16 protein-coding genes and 1 pseudogene are annotated in these 18,458 nt (G+C 44.5%); 4 read left to right on the top strand and 13 right to left on the bottom strand.

Going from position 1 to position 18,458, the window contains the following annotated elements; all coding sequences use genetic code 11:
* Positions 1–9: 9 nt before the first annotated feature.
* The 3 genes from opuCC to opuCA are packed head-to-tail and all read right to left on the bottom strand — an operon-like array spanning position 10 to position 2,757.
* Entirely contained in the window at positions 10–927 is a 918-nt protein-coding gene (gene opuCC / locus AC4CV5_RS04000) for an osmoprotectant ABC transporter substrate-binding lipoprotein OpuCC (RefSeq protein ID WP_326222094.1), read from the bottom strand.
* Positions 928–940: 13 nt separating this feature from the next.
* On the bottom strand, positions 941–1,594 hold the full coding sequence (gene opuCB, locus AC4CV5_RS03995) for a glycine betaine/carnitine/choline/choline sulfate ABC transporter permease OpuCB (RefSeq protein WP_003219978.1): 654 nt from the start codon (positions 1,592–1,594) through the stop codon (positions 941–943).
* 23 nt (positions 1,595–1,617) lie between these two features.
* Complete coding sequence (gene opuCA / locus AC4CV5_RS03990; RefSeq protein WP_490922113.1) at positions 1,618–2,757, bottom strand: osmoprotectant ABC transporter ATP-binding protein OpuCA; 1,140 nt, start codon at positions 2,755–2,757, stop codon at positions 1,618–1,620.
* A gap of 263 nt (positions 2,758–3,020) precedes the next feature.
* On the opposite strand from opuCA, the gene opcR reads away from it, so the two are divergent.
* A complete protein-coding gene (opcR, locus tag AC4CV5_RS03985) occupies positions 3,021–3,578 on the top strand; it encodes an opuC operon transcriptional regulator OpcR (protein WP_166848339.1) in 558 nt (185 codons plus the stop codon).
* Between the two features lie 17 nt (positions 3,579–3,595).
* On the opposite strand, the pseudogene AC4CV5_RS03980 reads toward opcR, so the two are convergent.
* Positions 3,596–3,706, bottom strand: a pseudogene (locus tag AC4CV5_RS03980) (MarC family protein); the annotation flags it as partial.
* Between the two features lie 181 nt (positions 3,707–3,887).
* Between AC4CV5_RS03980 and AC4CV5_RS03975 the strand changes: the two are divergent.
* Positions 3,888–4,586 (top strand): zinc ribbon domain-containing protein, encoded by a 699-nt coding sequence (locus AC4CV5_RS03975; protein WP_166848336.1) that lies wholly within the window; start codon positions 3,888–3,890, stop codon positions 4,584–4,586.
* A gap of 37 nt (positions 4,587–4,623) precedes the next feature.
* Here AC4CV5_RS03975 and AC4CV5_RS03970 read toward each other — a convergent pair whose 3' ends face one another.
* Positions 4,624–6,438, bottom strand: a complete 1,815-nt coding sequence (locus AC4CV5_RS03970) for a zinc ribbon domain-containing protein (RefSeq protein WP_490922112.1) — start codon at positions 6,436–6,438, stop codon at positions 4,624–4,626.
* Between the two features lie 126 nt (positions 6,439–6,564).
* Between AC4CV5_RS03970 and AC4CV5_RS03965 the strand changes: the two genes are divergently transcribed.
* Positions 6,565–7,032, top strand: coding sequence for a GNAT family N-acetyltransferase (locus AC4CV5_RS03965; RefSeq protein WP_490922111.1), 468 nt, complete (start codon positions 6,565–6,567; stop codon positions 7,030–7,032).
* A gap of 41 nt (positions 7,033–7,073) precedes the next feature.
* Here the strand turns inward: AC4CV5_RS03965 and eno are convergent, their stop codons facing one another.
* From eno to araE, 7 genes are all read right to left on the bottom strand, one after another.
* Positions 7,074–8,366 carry a phosphopyruvate hydratase gene (gene eno / locus AC4CV5_RS03960; RefSeq protein ID WP_007409956.1) on the bottom strand — a complete coding sequence of 431 codons (1,293 nt, stop codon included), beginning with the start codon at positions 8,364–8,366 and terminating at the stop codon, positions 7,074–7,076.
* A gap of 28 nt (positions 8,367–8,394) precedes the next feature.
* Positions 8,395–9,930 carry a 2,3-bisphosphoglycerate-independent phosphoglycerate mutase gene (gpmI, locus tag AC4CV5_RS03955; protein WP_166848328.1) on the bottom strand — a complete coding sequence of 512 codons (1,536 nt, stop codon included), beginning with the start codon at positions 9,928–9,930 and terminating at the stop codon, positions 8,395–8,397.
* The gene (gene tpiA, locus AC4CV5_RS03950) at positions 9,923–10,684 is read right to left on the bottom strand and encodes a triose-phosphate isomerase (RefSeq protein ID WP_003219962.1); all 762 of its coding nucleotides are present in this window, start codon (positions 10,682–10,684) and stop codon (positions 9,923–9,925) included. The genes gpmI and tpiA overlap by 8 nt, the downstream gene beginning before the upstream one ends.
* 30 nt (positions 10,685–10,714) lie before the next feature.
* Complete coding sequence (locus AC4CV5_RS03945; protein ID WP_166848325.1) at positions 10,715–11,899, bottom strand: phosphoglycerate kinase; 1,185 nt, start codon at positions 11,897–11,899, stop codon at positions 10,715–10,717.
* Between the two features lie 315 nt (positions 11,900–12,214).
* Positions 12,215–13,222 (bottom strand): type I glyceraldehyde-3-phosphate dehydrogenase, encoded by a 1,008-nt coding sequence (gap, locus tag AC4CV5_RS03940; protein WP_003219957.1) that lies wholly within the window; start codon positions 13,220–13,222, stop codon positions 12,215–12,217.
* A gap of 46 nt (positions 13,223–13,268) precedes the next feature.
* Entirely contained in the window at positions 13,269–14,291 is a 1,023-nt protein-coding gene (gene cggR / locus AC4CV5_RS03935; protein ID WP_166848322.1) for a gapA transcriptional regulator CggR, read from the bottom strand.
* Between the two features lie 299 nt (positions 14,292–14,590).
* Positions 14,591–15,985, bottom strand: coding sequence for an arabinose-proton symporter AraE (araE, locus tag AC4CV5_RS03930; RefSeq protein ID WP_166848299.1), 1,395 nt, complete (start codon positions 15,983–15,985; stop codon positions 14,591–14,593).
* Between the two features lie 203 nt (positions 15,986–16,188).
* On the opposite strand from araE, the gene araR reads away from it, so the two are divergent.
* Positions 16,189–17,277: an arabinose utilization transcriptional regulator AraR gene (gene araR, locus AC4CV5_RS03925; protein ID WP_326222111.1), complete on the top strand. Its 1,089-nt coding sequence runs from the start codon at positions 16,189–16,191 to the stop codon at positions 17,275–17,277.
* A 48-nt stretch (positions 17,278–17,325) separates the two neighbouring features.
* On the opposite strand, the gene AC4CV5_RS03920 is transcribed toward araR, so the two are convergent.
* Positions 17,326–18,336, bottom strand: a complete 1,011-nt coding sequence (locus AC4CV5_RS03920) for an LLM class flavin-dependent oxidoreductase (protein WP_166848293.1) — start codon at positions 18,334–18,336, stop codon at positions 17,326–17,328.
* Positions 18,337–18,458: the final 122 nt, after the last annotated feature.

Raw genomic sequence — 18,458 nt, 5'->3', positions numbered from 1 at the left:
CCTCTTTTCTTAGTCAAAATAATGATGTTTCTCTAAAAATTCCTTTGCTACGATAGACGGCTCCTTCAGCTTGCCATCCACCTCATAGTTAAGCTCCTGCATCGTTTCCGTATCGATTTGCCCAATCAGCTTATTGATGACGCCTTCAAGCTCCGGATGTACCTTAAGCACCTTTTCCGGAATCACAGGTGAGCAGTCATACGGCGGGAAAAAACGCTTATCGTCTTTTAAGATTTTCAGATCATATGCTTTAATCCGTCCGTCTGTTGAATAAGCAAGAACAGCATCCATTTTTCCGTTTTTGACTGCATCATAGACAAGCCCGATTTGCATTGGATAGGTTGTGCCAAACTCAAATCCATACGTGCTGACAAAGCCTTTATAACCGTCGCCTTTCCGTTTCAGCCAGGCATTGTCGACGCCCAATTTAAATTGGGAAGCGTTTTTCTTCAGGTCAGACAAGGTGTTGAGATGCTCCTTTTCCGCAAACTTTTTTGTCACAGTGAAGGCATATGTGTTATCAAATCCGTAGGAATCAAACCATTTATATGAAAAGCGTTTTTCAAATTCGTTCTGCACGATGTTCAGTGCTTTTTTCGGATCTTTCTCCGCTTCCTTGCCGAGGGTGCTAGTTAAATCCGTCCCGGAATAACGGGTGGCAGAAATATCAATGTCACCGCCGAGCATTGCTTGGTGCTGAACATAGTTTGACCCGAGATTTTTGACTAAAGCCGTATTCAAATCTGTATCATGTTCAATAAGCTGCGCGATCATATTCGCTAAAATTTCTGATTCTGTCATGCTTTGCGCCCCGATTTTGATTGTATCGTCTGATGCGCCACCGAGTCCCGGCAGAGAGCAGCCGCTCAGCAGCAGGACAAAGACGAGGGCGAACGCGCCAAGCCATTTGATTTTTTTCGTTTTCAACAGAGCCAACTCCTTACGAAACTTCCTTCATCCCTTGCAACCCTTTCGGCGTCACCTTTCGTTCTGTCACAGCAAGCACATAATCAATGATAATCGCCAGGATCGTAACCGGCACGGCACCGCCAATGATATATTCAGGCTGATACAGGTTCAGGCCGATAAAAATGTAATCACCGAGACCGCCGCCGCCGATAAACGACGCAAGTGTCGCCCAGCCGATTAAATAAATCGTTGATGTCCGGATTCCCGCCATGATGATCGGAATCGCCAGCGGGATTTCGACGAGCCGAATCTGCTCCCAGCCGGTCATGCCAATCCCTTTGCCCGATTCCAGCAGATTTTTGTTTACACCTTTGATGCCGGTATACGTATTACGCAGGATCGGCAGCACCGAATAGAAAAATAAAGCGACAATCGCAGGCACTTTCCCTACGCCGAGAAGCGGAATAAAAAAGGCTAAAATCGCCAGACTCGGCAGGGTTTGCACTATGTTGACAACACCTATAATTGCGCCTGCGCCTTTTTTCATTCTAGTGAGAGCGACGCCGAGCGGCACTGCTACGATAATGCCCAATACAACGGCAATGAGTGAAATATATAAATGCTCTCCTGTTTTATACAGCAGCTCTCCGCCGTTCGTTTGCAAAAAAGTCATCATTTGATTCATCTTTAAAAGAGCTCCTCCCCTGGTCAGATCGTCATAAGCTGGTCTTCCTCACCCCATATGGAATCGTATACGATATCAACAAGGCTCGCTCTTGTCACAATTCCTGCTAAATGGTTCTGTTCATCCACCACCGGAACATACTTGATTCCCTGCTTCAAGATTTTCCGGACCGTATCGCGAAGAAGCGCCCCTTTTTGCACGGTATATATATCAGAGCGGTATACATCGCCAACGACGCTCGCTTTTTTGAGGTTTTGATCAATCATTTCCACATCAACATAGCCCTTCAGCACATTTTGCCGGTCCACAACGAGCAGCGAGTCGACACGTTTTTCTCTCATCAGCTGAATCGCCTGGGAAAGCGTTTTGTCCGCTGATACCGTTACAGGTGTTCTGTTCATCATTTGCTCAACCCGCTCGATATCTGGTCTTGACTGGATCAGGCGCTCTTTTCCGATAAATTCCTCAACAAATTCATTTGCCGGGTTCCGGAGAATCTCATCAGGTGTACCGACTTGAACGATTTCTCCCGCTTTTAAAATCACAATCCGGTCAGCGAGCTTAATTGCTTCATCCATATCATGGGTTACAAATACAATCGTTTTGTTTAAGGTTCTCTGCAGTTTTTTGAATTCTTCCTGAAGGGAATCACGCGTAATCGGATCAAGCGCTCCGAACGGTTCATCCATTAAGATGAGAGGGGGTTCCGCAGCCAATGCGCGCAGCACGCCGATTCTTTGCTGCTGTCCTCCGCTGAGCTCATGGGGATAACGGTCTAAATATTCCGGGCCCATATCCACGAGCTTTAACAGCTCTCTCGCCCGTTCTTTCCGTTTTTCTTCAGGCCATTTCAGCAGTTTCGGTACGAGTGAAATATTCTGCTGAATGGTCATGTGGGGGAACAAACCAATCTGCTGAATCACATAGCCGATTTTTCTTCTCAGCTCAACCGGGTCCTGTTCCATAATATTTTCTCCGTCGATAAAGATCCTTCCCGACGATGGTTCTATCAGTCTGTTAATCATCTTCATTGTCGTCGTTTTTCCGCAGCCGCTCGGGCCGATAAAACAGATAAATTCGCCCTTGGCAATATCTAAATCAATGCTGTTCACAGCTTTTTTTCCGCCTTTATATACTTTTGACACTTGCTCCAATTTCAGCAATCCGTGCACCTCCGCAGGTTTCCCTTAAATTTTCTGAAAAGTATAATCTTTATTATAGTTTGAACTTTATAAAATAAAAAGTTTACAATGTGTTGAAATTATATGTTATTTACAGATTATTTATTGTTATGACCGAGACGGAAAGGGTGTTCTTACAATTACGCCGGATACCTCCCTATTCCTCTGCATTCAGCTATTTTCAACAACTGGCAGAAATATGATATATTGACACCATCAATTGCCATTTGAAGGGATGATCAGCTGTGGAAAAAACTGCTCTCGACATCATTGAACATGCTGAAGAGCATCTCATTGAGAAGATTGCCGAAAATATGCATACGTTTGGAATGCCTTCAACTGTCGGGCGTGTGCTTGGAATTATTTATATGAATCGAAAACCGATGACATTAAGCGAGCTCTCAGAGGCAACGGGCATGAGCAAAACGCGGATGAGCCAGGTTGTCCGTGAAATGATCGATGCCAATATTGCCGAAAAGGTGTTTGAAAAAGGCGTACGAAAAGACCTTTATGACGTCGAGCAGGATTATTATCAAACCTTCATTTCTTTATTTACGGCGAACTGGACAAAGGTCGTGAGCAAAAACAAAGTGCTGTATAAAAAATTAAACCGGGAGCTGACTGATCTTTTACAAAGGGACGGGCTCACCCCCGAAGCGGAAGAGAAAGTTAATCAGCTGCTGAATGAATTAAGAGAATGGCTCCATTACTATGACTGGCTGAGCAGATTAATTGAATTCTTTGAGAGTGAGGAAGTCTTTCAATACGTTCCGAAAACAAAAGAAAGCAGCTCCCTGAAGTAAGAAAACTGCTTTATGCATTATAAAGTTAAGATCGGAAACATGCCTTTCAGCCCGGCACCGATCATACCGACCGCAACGACCGCCAAGATTAATCCCATCAGTCTGGTAATGACGTTCATCTCGGTTTTAAAGGTAAAGCGCTGCTCCGCATCGCCGAAACAATCGTAGAAAAAAAGACACAGTTGCTATTAGACTCGTGTCTTTTTTGTGTGTCATTTTTGTATGAATATTGGTTACTTTACAACTTTTTTCTTTTATAATAAAACTAGTAGTCTATTTTCCCTATATTACAGGTAAAGGAGTTATTTTATGTATTGTCCTCAATGCGGCCATCAAACAGATGGCGGAAAGTTTTGTGAGAAATGTGGATCGCCGCTCCCTGGTCAATCAAGCCAACAGCAGGCAGCGCAAACCGGAGCCGCTGCAAAACAAGCAGCAAAGCAGTTCGGTTCATTTGTCTTGGCCGTCCTGAAACGCCCTTATCAGGAATGTAAAACAACAGGAGGAGAACAGCTGATCAGCGCAATCATCACGTTGGTTCTGTTCAGTTTGCTGACCCCTTTGATGTTTTATATTCTTTTTTCAGACGGTCCCGGAAGCGTAAGCTTTACAGCAGTCTTTTTAGAGCCAACGATTTATTTTATGTTATTTCTATTTGGCCTGCATGCATGCATCTTTTTCGCCCTGAAAATCGCGGGAAACCAAGTGTCTTTCAAAGATTCATTTTCCAGATTTGGTGCGTTTCTCATTCCGTTTACGGCTATTTTGATTCTTGCCCTTTTATTCTTTTTATTACATACAGACATTTGCTTCACCGTGTTAGCCGTTGGTTTAATCGGTGCATTCTTTGCCATTCCTCCTGCGATGCTGAGCAGTTATCAGCATTCATATAAAGGAAAGGTTGATATCATTTACCCAACGATTATCATTTATCTGATCACCTGCGTTACATTTCAGTTAATCATCGAACACTATATTAAAGAGATTTTCCGTTATATGCTCTTTTAAAAAACAGCCCCATCACCTGCTAGTGATGGGGCTGTTTTTATTGAATAGACGTTAAGTAAATTCTTCCGTTTTTCACTGTACCGGTATAGGTCCAGTTATATGTTCTAAGCTTTGGACTGCCGCCTGATTTTGTGATATAGAATTCTTCATATGTCTTAATCGTGATAGCTGATCCATTTTGGCTCCAGCTTTTCACTTCATAGTTATTAAAGTCTTCTGTTGTCCCCTCTTTATTTAACTTCGCAACGAGATGCTGCTGGTCGGAATAAAGAGAACTGCCTTTTTCAAGACTGTCTTCCATCAGCGAGAAGTTATTTTGATTCACGGCATCTGCCTGACTTTGCAGATAACTGCCCATAAATAATGTCACTTGTTCATCTGTCACATCCCCGCTTGCAGAGCTTTTACTGTCTTTATTTTTCGAGCCTTCCCAGGCGGATGTGTACGTCTCCGGTTTATCATTTTTGATTTTCTTTATATTTGAACCGGAAGATTCGAATGTTGATTCTGCATCTTCGAAAATCCACTTTTTCTGTTTTTTATCATATGAAAGAATATATTCGTAACTCGGGCTGTCATCAGTCATTTCGGATTTTGAATAGTCGTTATATGATGAAGACTGGTGAAGTTCTTTCCCTGTTACCGATACCTGCCACGTCCCGTCGTTTTTCTGAGAGAGCGCGAATGTATCCAGATCAAAATCAGTTTCTAGGTATTTATCCTTTAAGTATGAATCCGTGTTTTTCATAGAATCGACGGTATCCTTCGTCTCTGCTTTCCATTTGGCACCAGCCTCTGTCATCTGGGCTGTATTCCCATCTGATAGCGCTTTGGAGTACTGTTTTGTTGTTTTGACAATCGTGTTCATAACCGTTTCCTGAGTATCTTGATCAGGAATTAACGTTAACTCCATTTCTTTTTGATCGATCGGAACGCCCGCTGTTTTTGTTTTCCCCCATGGAAACTCTGCTTCGACCGAAGCCGTCATGGATCCGTCTGTCAGAAGAGGACCGTATGATACGGGTTTGAACGGGTCTTTATGAATCGATTTGCCGTTAATCAGCAAGTCTCCCTTCCCGCTCTTGATGTCATCCGCTAACCTGAATGTCACATCGTCTGCTTCCAATGAAAGATCAACACGAAAGCTGTTATCGCCAACCGCCTGTATGTCTTCCTTTTTCACAAGATCGACTACATCGTTTTTCAGTTTGGCTGAGACGGTATATTCGCCGGGAATGTAAGGCCCGAGGGTTTGTGCTTGATCCGCTTTCTTTACAGATCCGGCATCCTCTTTATTGACATATAGATCGGTATTTTTATAATTGCTGGTCACTTCAAAATAAACAGGTGCTATCTTTAAGTCATAATGGTCAAAAACTAGCAAGCTTTTCCCATCTTTTTCCGTATATACGATGTCCTTCTGGGCTGTTTCAGCACGCAGCGATGCAAAAAGCTCATCTTTTTTGTCAGGATGATCCTTTAAATAGGTAAGAAACGGTTTTACATTATTTTTAGTAAGCTTAAGCTTGTCATTTACCGGCGTAAGGAGAGATGCGATTTGCTCTTTATCCTCATCATTTACAGCCTCTTCAAATTTGTCGACTAACCTATCCTTTGAAGTAAAATACGCTCCGGTTTTATATGCAGCGAATAATATGACGCACGCTGCGGCAATGCTGCTCCATAAAACGATGGTCTTCTTAGAGATTGGTTTTCGCGGAGCCTGCCTCGTTTCTGCAGTGCTTGCTGTTTCTTTATTTGCCTGTCTGCTGCTCCCTCCGATCGGGGTGCCGCATTCTTTACAAAATTTGGCCCCTTCATTATTTTTTTGACCACATTCCTTACAAAACATGTGACTTTCCTCCTATTTGTTATCCACTATTTTGTACAGATTTCCTATGTTACATATTTTATAATAGAATGGTATGAAATTGGAGGAAATCACGAAAATATCTCTATTAACATGTGAAAAGGTGGTATGAACGTGCAAAAGCTCACCATTCAAAAAGCGAAAAACTATGATCATGCGCTGTACGAGCTGCTGCTGCTCGCCGATCCGTCGAAAGAAATTGTTGATGAATATCTTGAGAGAGGAGAATGTTACACGGCCTGGGCAGATGATGAGCTTGCAGGTGTTTATGTTTTGATAAAAACAAGACCACAAACGGTCGAAATTGTAAATATTGCCGTAAAAGAGTCTCTTCAAAAGAAGGGTTTTGGCAAACAGCTTGTACAGGACGCCATTGAAAAGGCAAAGGAGCTGGGGGCAAACACGATTGAAATCGGCACGGGGAATTCCAGCATTCATCAGCTTTCTCTCTATCAAAAATGCGGATTCCGCCTGCAGGCGATCGACCACGATTTCTTTGTCAGACATTATGATGAGGATATTTTTGAAAACGGGATTCAATGCCGCGATATGGTGAGGCTTTATTTGGATCTGTAAAGCATAAAAAACCGCCGAGAAAAATCCCGGCGGTCATGTTATTACTTATTCAAGTTGTAGAAAGAGTTAATACCGTGGTATTGAGCAGTTTCAGCCAACTGATCTTCGATGCGAAGAAGCTGGTTGTATTTCGCAACACGGTCCGTACGAGACGGAGCACCTGTTTTGATTTGTCCTGCGTTTGTTGCCACAGCAATGTCAGCGATTGTGCTGTCTTCAGTTTCACCAGAACGGTGAGAGATAACAGCAGTGTAGCCTGCGCGTTTCGCCATTTCGATCGCATCGAATGTTTCAGTCAATGTACCGATTTGGTTTACTTTGATCAGGATAGAGTTGCCTACGCCGTTTTTGATACCTTCAGCAAGTTTTTTCGTGTTTGTAACGAAGAGGTCATCACCGACAAGCTGAACTTTTTTGCCAAGACGCTCAGTAAGAAGCTTGTGGCCTTCCCAGTCGTTTTCGTCAAGTCCGTCTTCGATAGAGATGATTGGGTATTTAGAAACCATTTCTTCGTACCAGTCAACCATTTCAGCAGATGTTTTCACAACGCCTTCGCCAGACAGATGGTATTTGCCGTCTTCTTTGTTGTAGAACTCAGAAGATGCAGCATCCATTGCAAGCTTCACTTCTTCGCCAGGTTTGAAGCCGGCTTTTTCGATTGCTTCAACGATTGTTTGAAGCGCTTCTTCGTTAGAACCAAGGTTTGGAGCGAATCCGCCTTCATCACCTACAGCTGTGTTCATTCCTTTAGCAGAAAGAACTGATTTCAGGCTGTGGAAGATTTGAGCGCCCATGCGAAGTGCTTCACGGAAGTTAGGAGCACCTACAGGCATGATCATGAATTCTTGAATATCCACGTTGTTATCAGCATGCTCTCCGCCGTTTACGATGTTCATCATCGGTACAGGAAGAGTTTTTGAGTTGAATCCTCCAAGGTATTGGTAAAGAGGAATCTGTAAGAAATCAGCTGCTGCGCGCGCACAAGCCATAGATACGCCAAGGATTGCATTCGCACCGAGTTTGCCTTTGTTTTCAGTACCGTCAAGCTCGATTAAAAGCTGATCGATTGCATTTTGCTCAGTTACATCAAAGCCAAGAAGCTCTGGAGAAATGATTTCGTTTACGTTGTTAACAGCTGTTAACACGCCTTTTCCAAGGTAACGGTCTTTGTCGCCGTCACGAAGTTCAACTGCTTCGTATTCACCTGTAGAAGCTCCGCTTGGCACTAATGCGCGTCCGAAAGCTCCTGTTTCTGTATATACTTCAACTTCAACTGTTGGGTTGCCGCGGGAGTCTAATACTTCGCGTGCATAAACATCAACAATGTATGGCATAAGTTTTGTCTCTCCTTTTAATTTCAAATTATTTTTGAATTAAAGATGTTCCTGTCATTTCTTTCGGTTTTTCAACACCGAGAAGGTCTAATAACGTTGGTGCAAGGTCGCCTAGGATTCCGCCTTCACGCAGCGTGATGCCTTCTTTCGTAACAATCACTGGGACTGGGTTTGTCGTATGCGCAGTGTGCGGTTCGCCTGATTCTGTAATCAGAATGTCAGCATTACCGTGATCAGCGGTAATGATAGCATGTCCGCCTTTAGCGAGAATCGCGTCAACGACTTCGCCTAAGCATTCGTCCACTGCTTCAATAGCTTTGATTGTTGGTTCAACCATTCCGGAGTGGCCGACCATATCAGGGTTTGCGAAGTTCAGAATGATCGCGTCATGCTTGTCAGCTTCAATTTCTTTGACAAGCGCGTCCTTCACTTCATACGCACTCATTTCAGGCTTCAAGTCATATGTTGCAACTTTCGGCGAGTTGATGAGAATACGCTCTTCACCCGGGAATTCAGCTTCACGGCCGCCGCTCATAAAGAACGTGACGTGCGGATACTTTTCAGTTTCTGCAATTCGAAGCTGTTTTAATCCGTGCTGAGATAATACTTCTCCGACTGTGTTATCGAGATTTATCGGTTTAAACGCTACATAGCCGTCAACAGTCTCACTGAAGTGAGTCAGGCAGACGAAATGCAGGTTTTTCGGATGATTTTCACCGCGGTCGAAATCACGGAAATCTTTGTTTGTGAACGTGTTAGAAATCTGAATCGCGCGGTCCGGTCTGAAATTATAGAAAATCACAGAATCGCCGTCTTGGATTGTCGCAACAGGCTCACCGTTTTCCTTTGTAATCACAGACGGAATCACGAATTCATCATAGATTCCATTCGCATATGAATCATCAACAACATCCATTGCACTGCGGTATGTTGGGCCTTCGCCGTACGCCATTGCGCGGTACGCTTTTTCTACACGGTCCCAGCGTTTGTCGCGGTCCATTGAGTAGTAGCGTCCGGAAACGCTGGCGATTTCTCCAACACCGATTTCCTCGATATTTTCGTTCAGCTGCTTGATGTATGTTTTCGCTGTTTGCGGACCTACATCACGGCCGTCAAGGAAACCATGAATGTAAACCTTTGTCAGCCCTTCATTTTTCGCAAGCTTTAACAAAGCGAACAAATGATTGATGTGGCTGTGCACGCCGCCGTCTGATAAAAGGCCGAACAGGTGCAGGGCTTTGTTGTTTTCTTTCGCGTTGTTAATCGCGTCAAGGAATGTTTGATTGCGTTCGAACTCTCCTTCACGAATGGCAACATTTACGCGTGTTAAGCTTTGGTACACAATACGTCCCGCACCGATATTTAAGTGACCCACTTCGGAGTTCCCCATCTGTCCCTCAGGAAGACCTACAGCCTCGCCTGAAGCTGTCAATGTTTGATGAGGATACTGGTTCCAGTAGCGGTCAAAATTCGGTTTTTTCGCTAAAGCGACTGCGTTTCCTACTGTTTCGTTACGTAATCCGAACCCATCAAGAATGATGAGTGCAGCTGGTTTTTTACTCATATTGACCTTCCTCCAATAATTGAACGAATGACTGTGGCTCAAGGCTCGCGCCGCCGACCAAAGCACCGTCAATATCGGACTCTGCCATATATTCTTTAATGTTTGCAGGCTTTACGCTTCCGCCATATTGGATGCGAAGCTTGTCTGCAACTTCTTGGCTGAAGCTTTCAGCGACGGTTTTACGGATATGCGCACACACGTCATTCGCATCTTTCGCTGTAGAAGATTTGCCTGTTCCGATTGCCCAGATTGGCTCATACGCAATAACAGAAGCAGCAACTTGTTCTTCAGATAGACCAGCAAGGCCTTTTTTCACTTGGTCAGCAACAAGATCATTTGTTTTGCCGGCTTCGCGCTCTTCAAGCGTTTCACCCACACAGATGATCGGCACAATGCCGTGTTTGAAAGCAGCATGTGCTTTTTTGTTAACTGTTTCATCAGTTTCAGCGAACATTTCACGGCGCTCAGAGTGGCCGATGACGCAGTAGTCAACGCCAAGGTCTTTCAGAGCAACCGGGCTGATTTCGCCTGTGAACGCGCCGCTTTCTTCGAAGTGCATGTTTTGAGCGCCGACTTTTAGGTCAGTGCCTTTAACAGCAGAAGTAAGCTTTTCTAAGAAAAGTGCTGGCGCGCAAACAACAGCTTCCGCTTTGTCTGCTGCTGGAATGGAAGATTTCACTTCTTCAACGAAGCTGACAGCTTCACCGAGTGTTTTGTTCATTTTCCAGTTACCGGCGATAATTGGTTTTCTCATCTGTTCCACTTCCTTATAGCAGTTTTGAGATTATTTATCGTTTAGTGCAGCTACCCCTGGAAGCTCTTTGCCTTCCATAAACTCAAGGGATGCGCCGCCGCCTGTTGAGATGTGGCTCATTTTGTCAGCAAGGCCGAATTTTTCAACCGCTGCCGCAGAGTCTCCTCCGCCGATGACAGAGTATGTATCTTTCGCCTCTGCCAATGCTTCCGCAACCGCTTTTGTTCCTTGAGCGAACAAGTCGATTTCGAATACGCCCATCGGTCCGTTCCACACGACAAGTTTGCTGTTTTTGATGACGTCAGCATAAGTTTCGCGTGTTTTCGTACCAATGTCGATTGCTTCTAAATCACTAGGGATTTCAGAGATCGGCACAATTTTCACGTTTGCATCGTTAGAGAAATCATCTGCAACAAGAACATCTTCAGGCATATAGAAGTTAACGCCTTTTTCTTTCGCGCGGTCCATAAATGATTTCGCAAGCTCGATTTTATCTTCTTCAAGAAGAGATTTACCGACTTCATAGCCAAGCGCTTTTACGAATGTATAAGCAAGACCTCCACCGATGATCAGGTTGTCTACTTTATCAAGAAGACTTTCGATCACACCGATTTTGTCTTTTACTTTCGCTCCGCCGATGATTGCCGTGAACGGGCGATCAGGGTTAGAAACCGCTTTTCCGAGTACGTCAAGCTCTTTTTCCATTAAGAAACCTGCAACTGCTGGCAGATGCTCGGCAATTCCAGCTGTAGATGCGTGAGCACGGTGGGCAGCACCAAATGCGTCATTTACATATACATCCGCAAGCTCAGCAAATGCTTTTGCAAGTTCAGGATCATTTTTCTCTTCACCAGGGTAGAAACGTACGTTTTCCAATACAAGAACGTCTCCGTCCTTCATGTCAGAAATTTGTGCTTTTACAGCATCGCCGTAAGCTTCATCTGCTTTCTTCACTTCTTTGCCAAGCAGTTCGCCTAGACGTGCAGCGACAGGAGTTAAACGAAGCTCCTCAACCACTTCGCCTTTCGGGCGGCCTAAGTGGCTCGCAAGAAGGACTTTCGCGCCTTGTTCTGCAAGGTGTTTGATAGTTGGAAGCGCAGCACGGATACGTGTATCGTCTGTTACTTCCCCGTCTTTCATTGGAACGTTAAAGTCAACGCGGCAGAATACAACTTTGCCTTTTACGTCGATGTCTTTGAGAGTTTTCTTATTCATGCCTAGGAGATCCTCCTTCAAAATGGTTTGCATACAGCACGAAAAACGTGAAACCGTCTGGTCAAGCGATAACTCCGCTAGGGCAGATCACAGTCTATTTCGGCACAGGGCAGTTCGTCTGAAGCCAGGGCAGCGGCCTTAGGCGAAAGCGCCGGGAAAACTGCTAAAACGCGGTCGTTTCTCTGTCACAGAACGTTTTCTGAAAGCCGGTCTTCATGGAAAAAGGGAAAGGGAGTCCGTCCCCTTCCCTTGTCCGCTTTCATTATAGCGCTTCTATTCAAAAGAACCAAGTCAGGTCCTTTTTTCAGCTATAAATTAAAGACCTTTTTTTGCGATGTAAGCTGCAAGGTCAACAACGCGGTTAGAGTAGCCGCTTTCGTTATCGTACCAAGAGATTACTTTTACCATGCTGCCTTCCATTACCATTGTAGAAAGAGCATCGATTGTAGAAGAGTTTTTGTTTCCGTTGTAGTCGCCAGAAACTAATGGCTCTTCGCTGTAGCCAAGGATTCCTTTAAGATCGCCTTCAGCTGCTTCTTTAAGAGCTGCATTTACTTCTTCAGCTGTTACTTCTTGGTTCAGTTCAGCAACCAAGTCAACTAGAGAAACGTTTGGAGTTGGAACACGCATTGCTCCACCGTTCAGTTTGCCTTTTAGTTCAGGAAGAACTAGAGAAACTGCTTTAGCAGCACCAGTTGAAGTTGGGATGATGTTTTCAGCTGCTGCACGCGCACGACGGTAGTCTTTGTGCGGAAGATCAAGGATTTGCTGATCATTTGTGTAAGAGTGAACAGTTGTCATCATACCGCGTTTGATGCCGAATTTGTCGTTAAGTACTTTTGCAAACGGCGCAAGGCAGTTTGTTGTGCAAGATGCGTTAGAGATAACATCGTGGTTAGCCGCATCGTATTTATCTTCGTTAACACCCATAACGATAGTGATATCTTCTTCGTTAGCAGGAGCAGAGATGATTACTTTTTTCGCGCCAGCTTCTAAGTGTTTCGCAGCGTCTGCGCGTTTTGTGAAGAAACCAGTAGATTCAACTACGATTTCAACGCCTTGTTTGCCCCAGCTAAGTTTAGCAGGATCGCGTTCTGCAGAAACTTCAATTGTTTTGCCGTTAACAACAAGGTTGTTACCGTCAACTGAAACTTCAGCGTCTAATTTTCCGTGTACAGAATCATATTGTAAAAGGTGAGCCAGCATGTTAGCATCTGTTAAATCGTTAACCGCTACTACCTCAACTTCAGGATTGTTTAATGCTGCGCGGAATACGTTACGTCCAATACGACCAAAACCGTTAATACCGACTTTTACTGCCATGATTGTTTCCTCCTTTAAATAAGTGAGAGATATTTATATTGAGGGATTATTCATCCCTTAATAACTTCTTTGCGGCTCCTTCGTCTGTGACGAGAACCGTGTTGCGGGGCTTTTTAAAGTAAGCCTCGATCGCCTCGGCTTTTGATGATCCGCCCGCTACCGCAATAATATCGGGAATGGCGTCTATGTCATCCAGCTGCATTCCGACAGAATGCACTTTGTGGACCACTTCGCCGTCCGCATTAAAATAGTAGCCAAACGCTTCTGTCACCGCATCGTGATCATCTATTTTCTTTAAGTCTTCTAAAGGTGTGTTTCTCCGCTGAGCCATAGTTTTAGCTTCGCCGATTCCGTGAACCAGCATACTCGCTGATTTAATGGTATTCAGCACCTCTTTGACAGAAGGTTCTTCAATAATAGATGAATAGGCGCTATGTGACAGCTGTCCCGGAACAAACAAAAGCCGGTAAGTGCCTGAAGCCTTTTCCGCCATATGCGCGCATATGGTGTTCGCCTGGTTTTTCACGTCTTCGCCTAAACCGCCTCTTGCAGGCACAAACAAAAGCTCGCGGTTTTTAGAATCCGGCGTCATCATTTCGGCGACAGCTTCAATTGTCGTACCGCCAGTTACAGCGACGATATTTTTGCCTGAAAATCTTTTTTTCATACATGCGACAGCTGCTCTTCCCATTTCTTTTTTGACCCATGGGGATTGATCGCTGTCTCCGGACACGATAATGGCATCCTTTAGATTTAAACGTTCTTTTAATGTCTTTTCCAAAAGAGTTAAACCTAAAACATCTTTCATCGTATCTTCCAGAACGGAAAGCAGTTCATAGCCCTCTTCTGTCAATGTCATGCCGTTTGTTTTAATATCGACCAGGTTCTGTTCCTTTAAAAACTGAACCTCGCCCCTCAGCACACGCTCGCTGATTTCGAGACTGGCAGACAGGCTTCTTCGCCCAATGGGTTCTGTCAGCCTGATATACTGCAAGATTTCAAACCTCTTTTGCATAACGAGCAGAAGATCAGGCAATAATTTTTTTTGAGCTTGTATTAACTGGTTCATGACTCAAACGTTCCTTCCTTTTTTTGCTGGACATTATATGTCCCGCTATGACAAAAAACGTCCCATCATAGCCAAAAAAAATTATTTCTGCTTTCTTTAATTATTTTAACAGGGTGGAATTGTTTATTCAACTGTTAAGAGTCAATTCATCGACAATATTCGCAGAGTTTTCATGCCGCAGCGTTTTATCCAGCATTATTTTTTCCTATATATCTTTATCTTATACAGAAAACGCCAAAAGGTGCATCCCAACATAAACAGCCCTTCCGATAGAAAGGGCCTGTTATTTTAAAGCGTTTTCATTTTATCCAGAGCTTTTCAATCTCTTCAAGCGATTTGTTCTTTGTTTCCGGACAGATCGTAACAACAAACAGGAAGCAAAGGATGTTAATCACCGCAAAAATCCAGAATGTATAGGCGAGCCCGAAGGAGTCAATCATCATTGGCACAAACTGTCCGATCGCCCAGTTTGCTCCCCATAAAAAGATCGTCGCAATGCCCGCGGCCCGCGCACGCAGATGGTTCGGGAAGATTTCAGAAATCATAATCCATGTGATCGGCCCTACAGATACACAAAATGCCGCCACAAAACCTAAAATAAAGAAGATCAGCATAAGTCCGCTTGTTAACTGAAAGTAGAACGACGTTCCGATTAAGATCATAAAAATAGCCATAAAAGCAGAACCGATGGACATCAGTTTTTTTCGTCCAACCTTATCAATCAACAACACCGCAATAATGGTAAAAATGACTTCTACAACCCCGACGATACAGGTTGTCACAAATCCGGCATTTTGTCCGAATCCCATCATTTTGAAGATTTCCGGCCCGTAGTAAGTAATCGCGTTCATGCCGATGACCTGGTTGAACAGCGCCAGCAGGATTCCAATGACAAGCGCCTTTCTGAGACCCGGCTTGAAAAGCTGGGAGATCGATCCCATTTGTTCTATTTTTAAAGAGTTCTCAATGTTCTTTAATTCTTCTTTTGCGACAGTTTCTCCATTAATACGTGTCAGTATCTTTAACGCTTCTTTTGTTTTGCCCGCTTTCGCCAGCCATCTCGGACTTTCCGGCACGACGAGCAATACGAGGAAAAAGATCACAGACGGCACCATTCCATAAGCAAGCATCCATCGCCAGCCGGTGTGCACGCCCCATTCGTAAGTTCCAGACCGCTGTACAGCGAGATTAATAAAGTACGTTGCGGAAATGCCCAATATCGTAAAGAGCTGATATAAAGAAGAAAGGCTTCCCCGTATGGCAGGCGGTGCGGCTTCCGTAATGTACGTAACAGAAAGTGATGAGCCCATCCCAATCCCTAGGCCTCCGATAATCCTTGCAATAATTAAGGTAGACACGTCTTGAGAAAGCGCTGAAACGATGGCTGATATTGCAAATAACAAAGCAGCTGTCATTAAAATTTTTCTCCGTCCGAACCTGTCGCTTAAAAATCCGGAAATTCCGACGCCCGCTACTCCTCCGATCATAATGCTGGAAATCACAAGCCCTTCCATAAACGGAGTCAGACTGTATAAATCTTTCAGAAAACCGATGGCGCCTGAAATCACTGCCGTGTCATAACCGTACAATAAGCCGCCAAGTCCAGCCGCACATGAGATCAAAATGACAAATCCCATTGAATGGCTTCTTGTTACAGGAGCATTTGGTTCTAATTGAGTTGGAGTATTCTTCATTTCCCTGCCCTCCCGAATGTTAAGTAAAGCGTTTACATTTACTTCTTCAATTGTACGTACTTATATTAAAATTTAACGAAAATTCCATTTAATTAGTACGTACAAATATAGAATAATCCTGTTTGCATTTTCTGTCAATGTTTTCTTACGAAGGACGCTGTGATATACTGAAATTTGTCCGTATACATTTTGGAGGAATGGATATGTTACCAAAATACGCTCAAGTAAAAGAAGAAATCAGTTCATGGATTAATCAAGGCAAAATACTGCCCGATCAAAAGATCCCTACCGAAAACGAATTAATGCAGCAATTCGGCGTCAGCCGGCATACCATTCGTAAAGCGATCGGAGACCTCGTATCACAAGGTCTGCTGTACAGCGTACAAGGCGGAGGAACCTTTGTCGCTTCACGCTCTGCTAAGTCAGCGCTGCATTCCAATAAAACGATCGGTGTTCTGACAACCTACATATCAGACTATATTTTCCCGAGCATCATTAGAGGAATTGAGTCCTATTTAAGCGAGCAAGGATATTCCATGCTGCTGACCAGCACAAACAACAACCCGGATAATGAAAGAAGAGGATTAGAAAACCTGCTGTCCCAGCATATTGACGGATTGATCGTGGAGCCGACAAAAAGCGCCCTGCAAACGCCAAACATCGGCTACTATTTAAATTTGGAGAAAAACGGCATTCCTTTTGCGATGATTAACGCATCATACGCTGAGCTTGCCGCACCGAGTTTTACCTTAGATGATGTGAAAGGCGGCATGATGGCGGCAGAGCATCTCCTTTCTCTCGGCCACACGCACATGATGGGTATTTTTAAAGCTGATGACACACAAGGTGTGAAGCGGATGAACGGGTTTATTCAGGCGCACCGGGATCGTGAGCTCTTCCCTTCTCCGGATATGATTGTGACATTTACAACGGAAGAAAAAGAATCAAAGCTGCTGGAGAAAGTGAAGGCCACACTGGAGAAAAACAGCAAGCATATGCCGACAGCCATTCTTTGTTATAACGATGAAATTGCGCTGAAGGTGATTGATATGCTGCGGGAGATGGATATCAAAGTGCCGGAGGATATGTCTATCGTCGGGTATGATGATTCGCATTTTGCCCAAATCTCCGAGGTGAAATTAACCTCTGTGAAGCATCCGAAATCCGCGCTTGGAAAAGCAGCTGCCAAATATGTCATTGACTGCTTAGAGCATAAAAAGCCGAAACAGGAAGATGTCATTTTTGAGCCTGAATTGATCATCCGCCAGTCCGCACGAAAACTGAATGAATAAAAAAAGCAATGTATGGGTCTCCCCGCTGCATTGCTTTTTTTATAGCTGTTATCTGTTTTTCCACACGTCAGCGATGATTTCAAACGAACGCATTCTGTCTGCGTGTTCATAGGTTTCTGAGTTAACCATAATTTCATCAGCCTGTGTCGTTTTGACAAAGTCTTCGAGCTTCGCCTTCACTTCTTCCGGACCGCCGACAATCGTGGAGCTCAGCTGCTCATTGACCATCGCTTTTTCATACGGGCTCCAGATTTGATCCATATCCTCAACAGGCGGCTTAAGCTGATTCGGCGTGCCGCGGACAAGATCAAGAAATCTTTGATAATGCGACGTCGCAAGGTGCTGCGCTTTCTCATTTGTATCTGCCGCGATTATGGTGACGCCGACCATCGCATACGGTTCGTCGAGCACTTCTGACGGCGTAAACGAATTGCGGTACAGTTCCAAAGCAGGAACCGTATTCGCCGGCGAGAAATGAGCGGCGAATGCAAACGGAAGACCCAGTTCACCTGCCAGACGGGCACTGAAGCCGCTTGAGCCCAACAGCCAAATCGGCACATCTATGCCCTCTCCCGGAATGGCGCGGACTTGATTGCGCACATTTCCTGACGGTTTAAAGTAATTGCGCAGTTCCTCTAATTGCTCTGGAAAATCTTCACCGCTGTTGATGTTTCTGCGGAGCGCTCTTGCTGTCAATTGGTCTGTTCCCGGCGCACGTCCGAGCCCCAGATCAATCCGTCCGGGATACAGCGTTTCCAGTGTGCCGAATTGCTCAGCAATCACTAGTGAAGAGTGGTTCGGAAGCATAATACCGCCTGAGCCGACGCGGATTTTCTTTGTGCCGCCAGCAATATGGCCGATCAGGACCGCGGTGGCAGAGCTTGCGACACCTTCTATATTATGATGCTCAGCAAGCCAGTAGCGGTGATAGCCCCATTCCTCCGCACGGCGCGCCAAGTCCATGCTGTTTCGGAATGATTCCGCAACCGTTCCTCCCTGAACAACCGGAGATAAATTCAAAACAGAAAGCAAGGTATCTTTGCGTTGGTTGTTAGACATATTGTTCTCCTTTGCAATTGTGATATCAGTAAACAGCCTCAAGCTGTCAAGTCATGATCGAAAGGACTTCTCACACACCATAACACAACTGCAATCAGGAATAAAAGAATTTGATTCGATGA

It is taken from the genome of Bacillus sp. NS1, from assembly GCF_058248265.1.
Note: the sequence above shows the minus strand (reverse complement) of the source record. Positions and strands in the feature narration are given on the sequence as shown.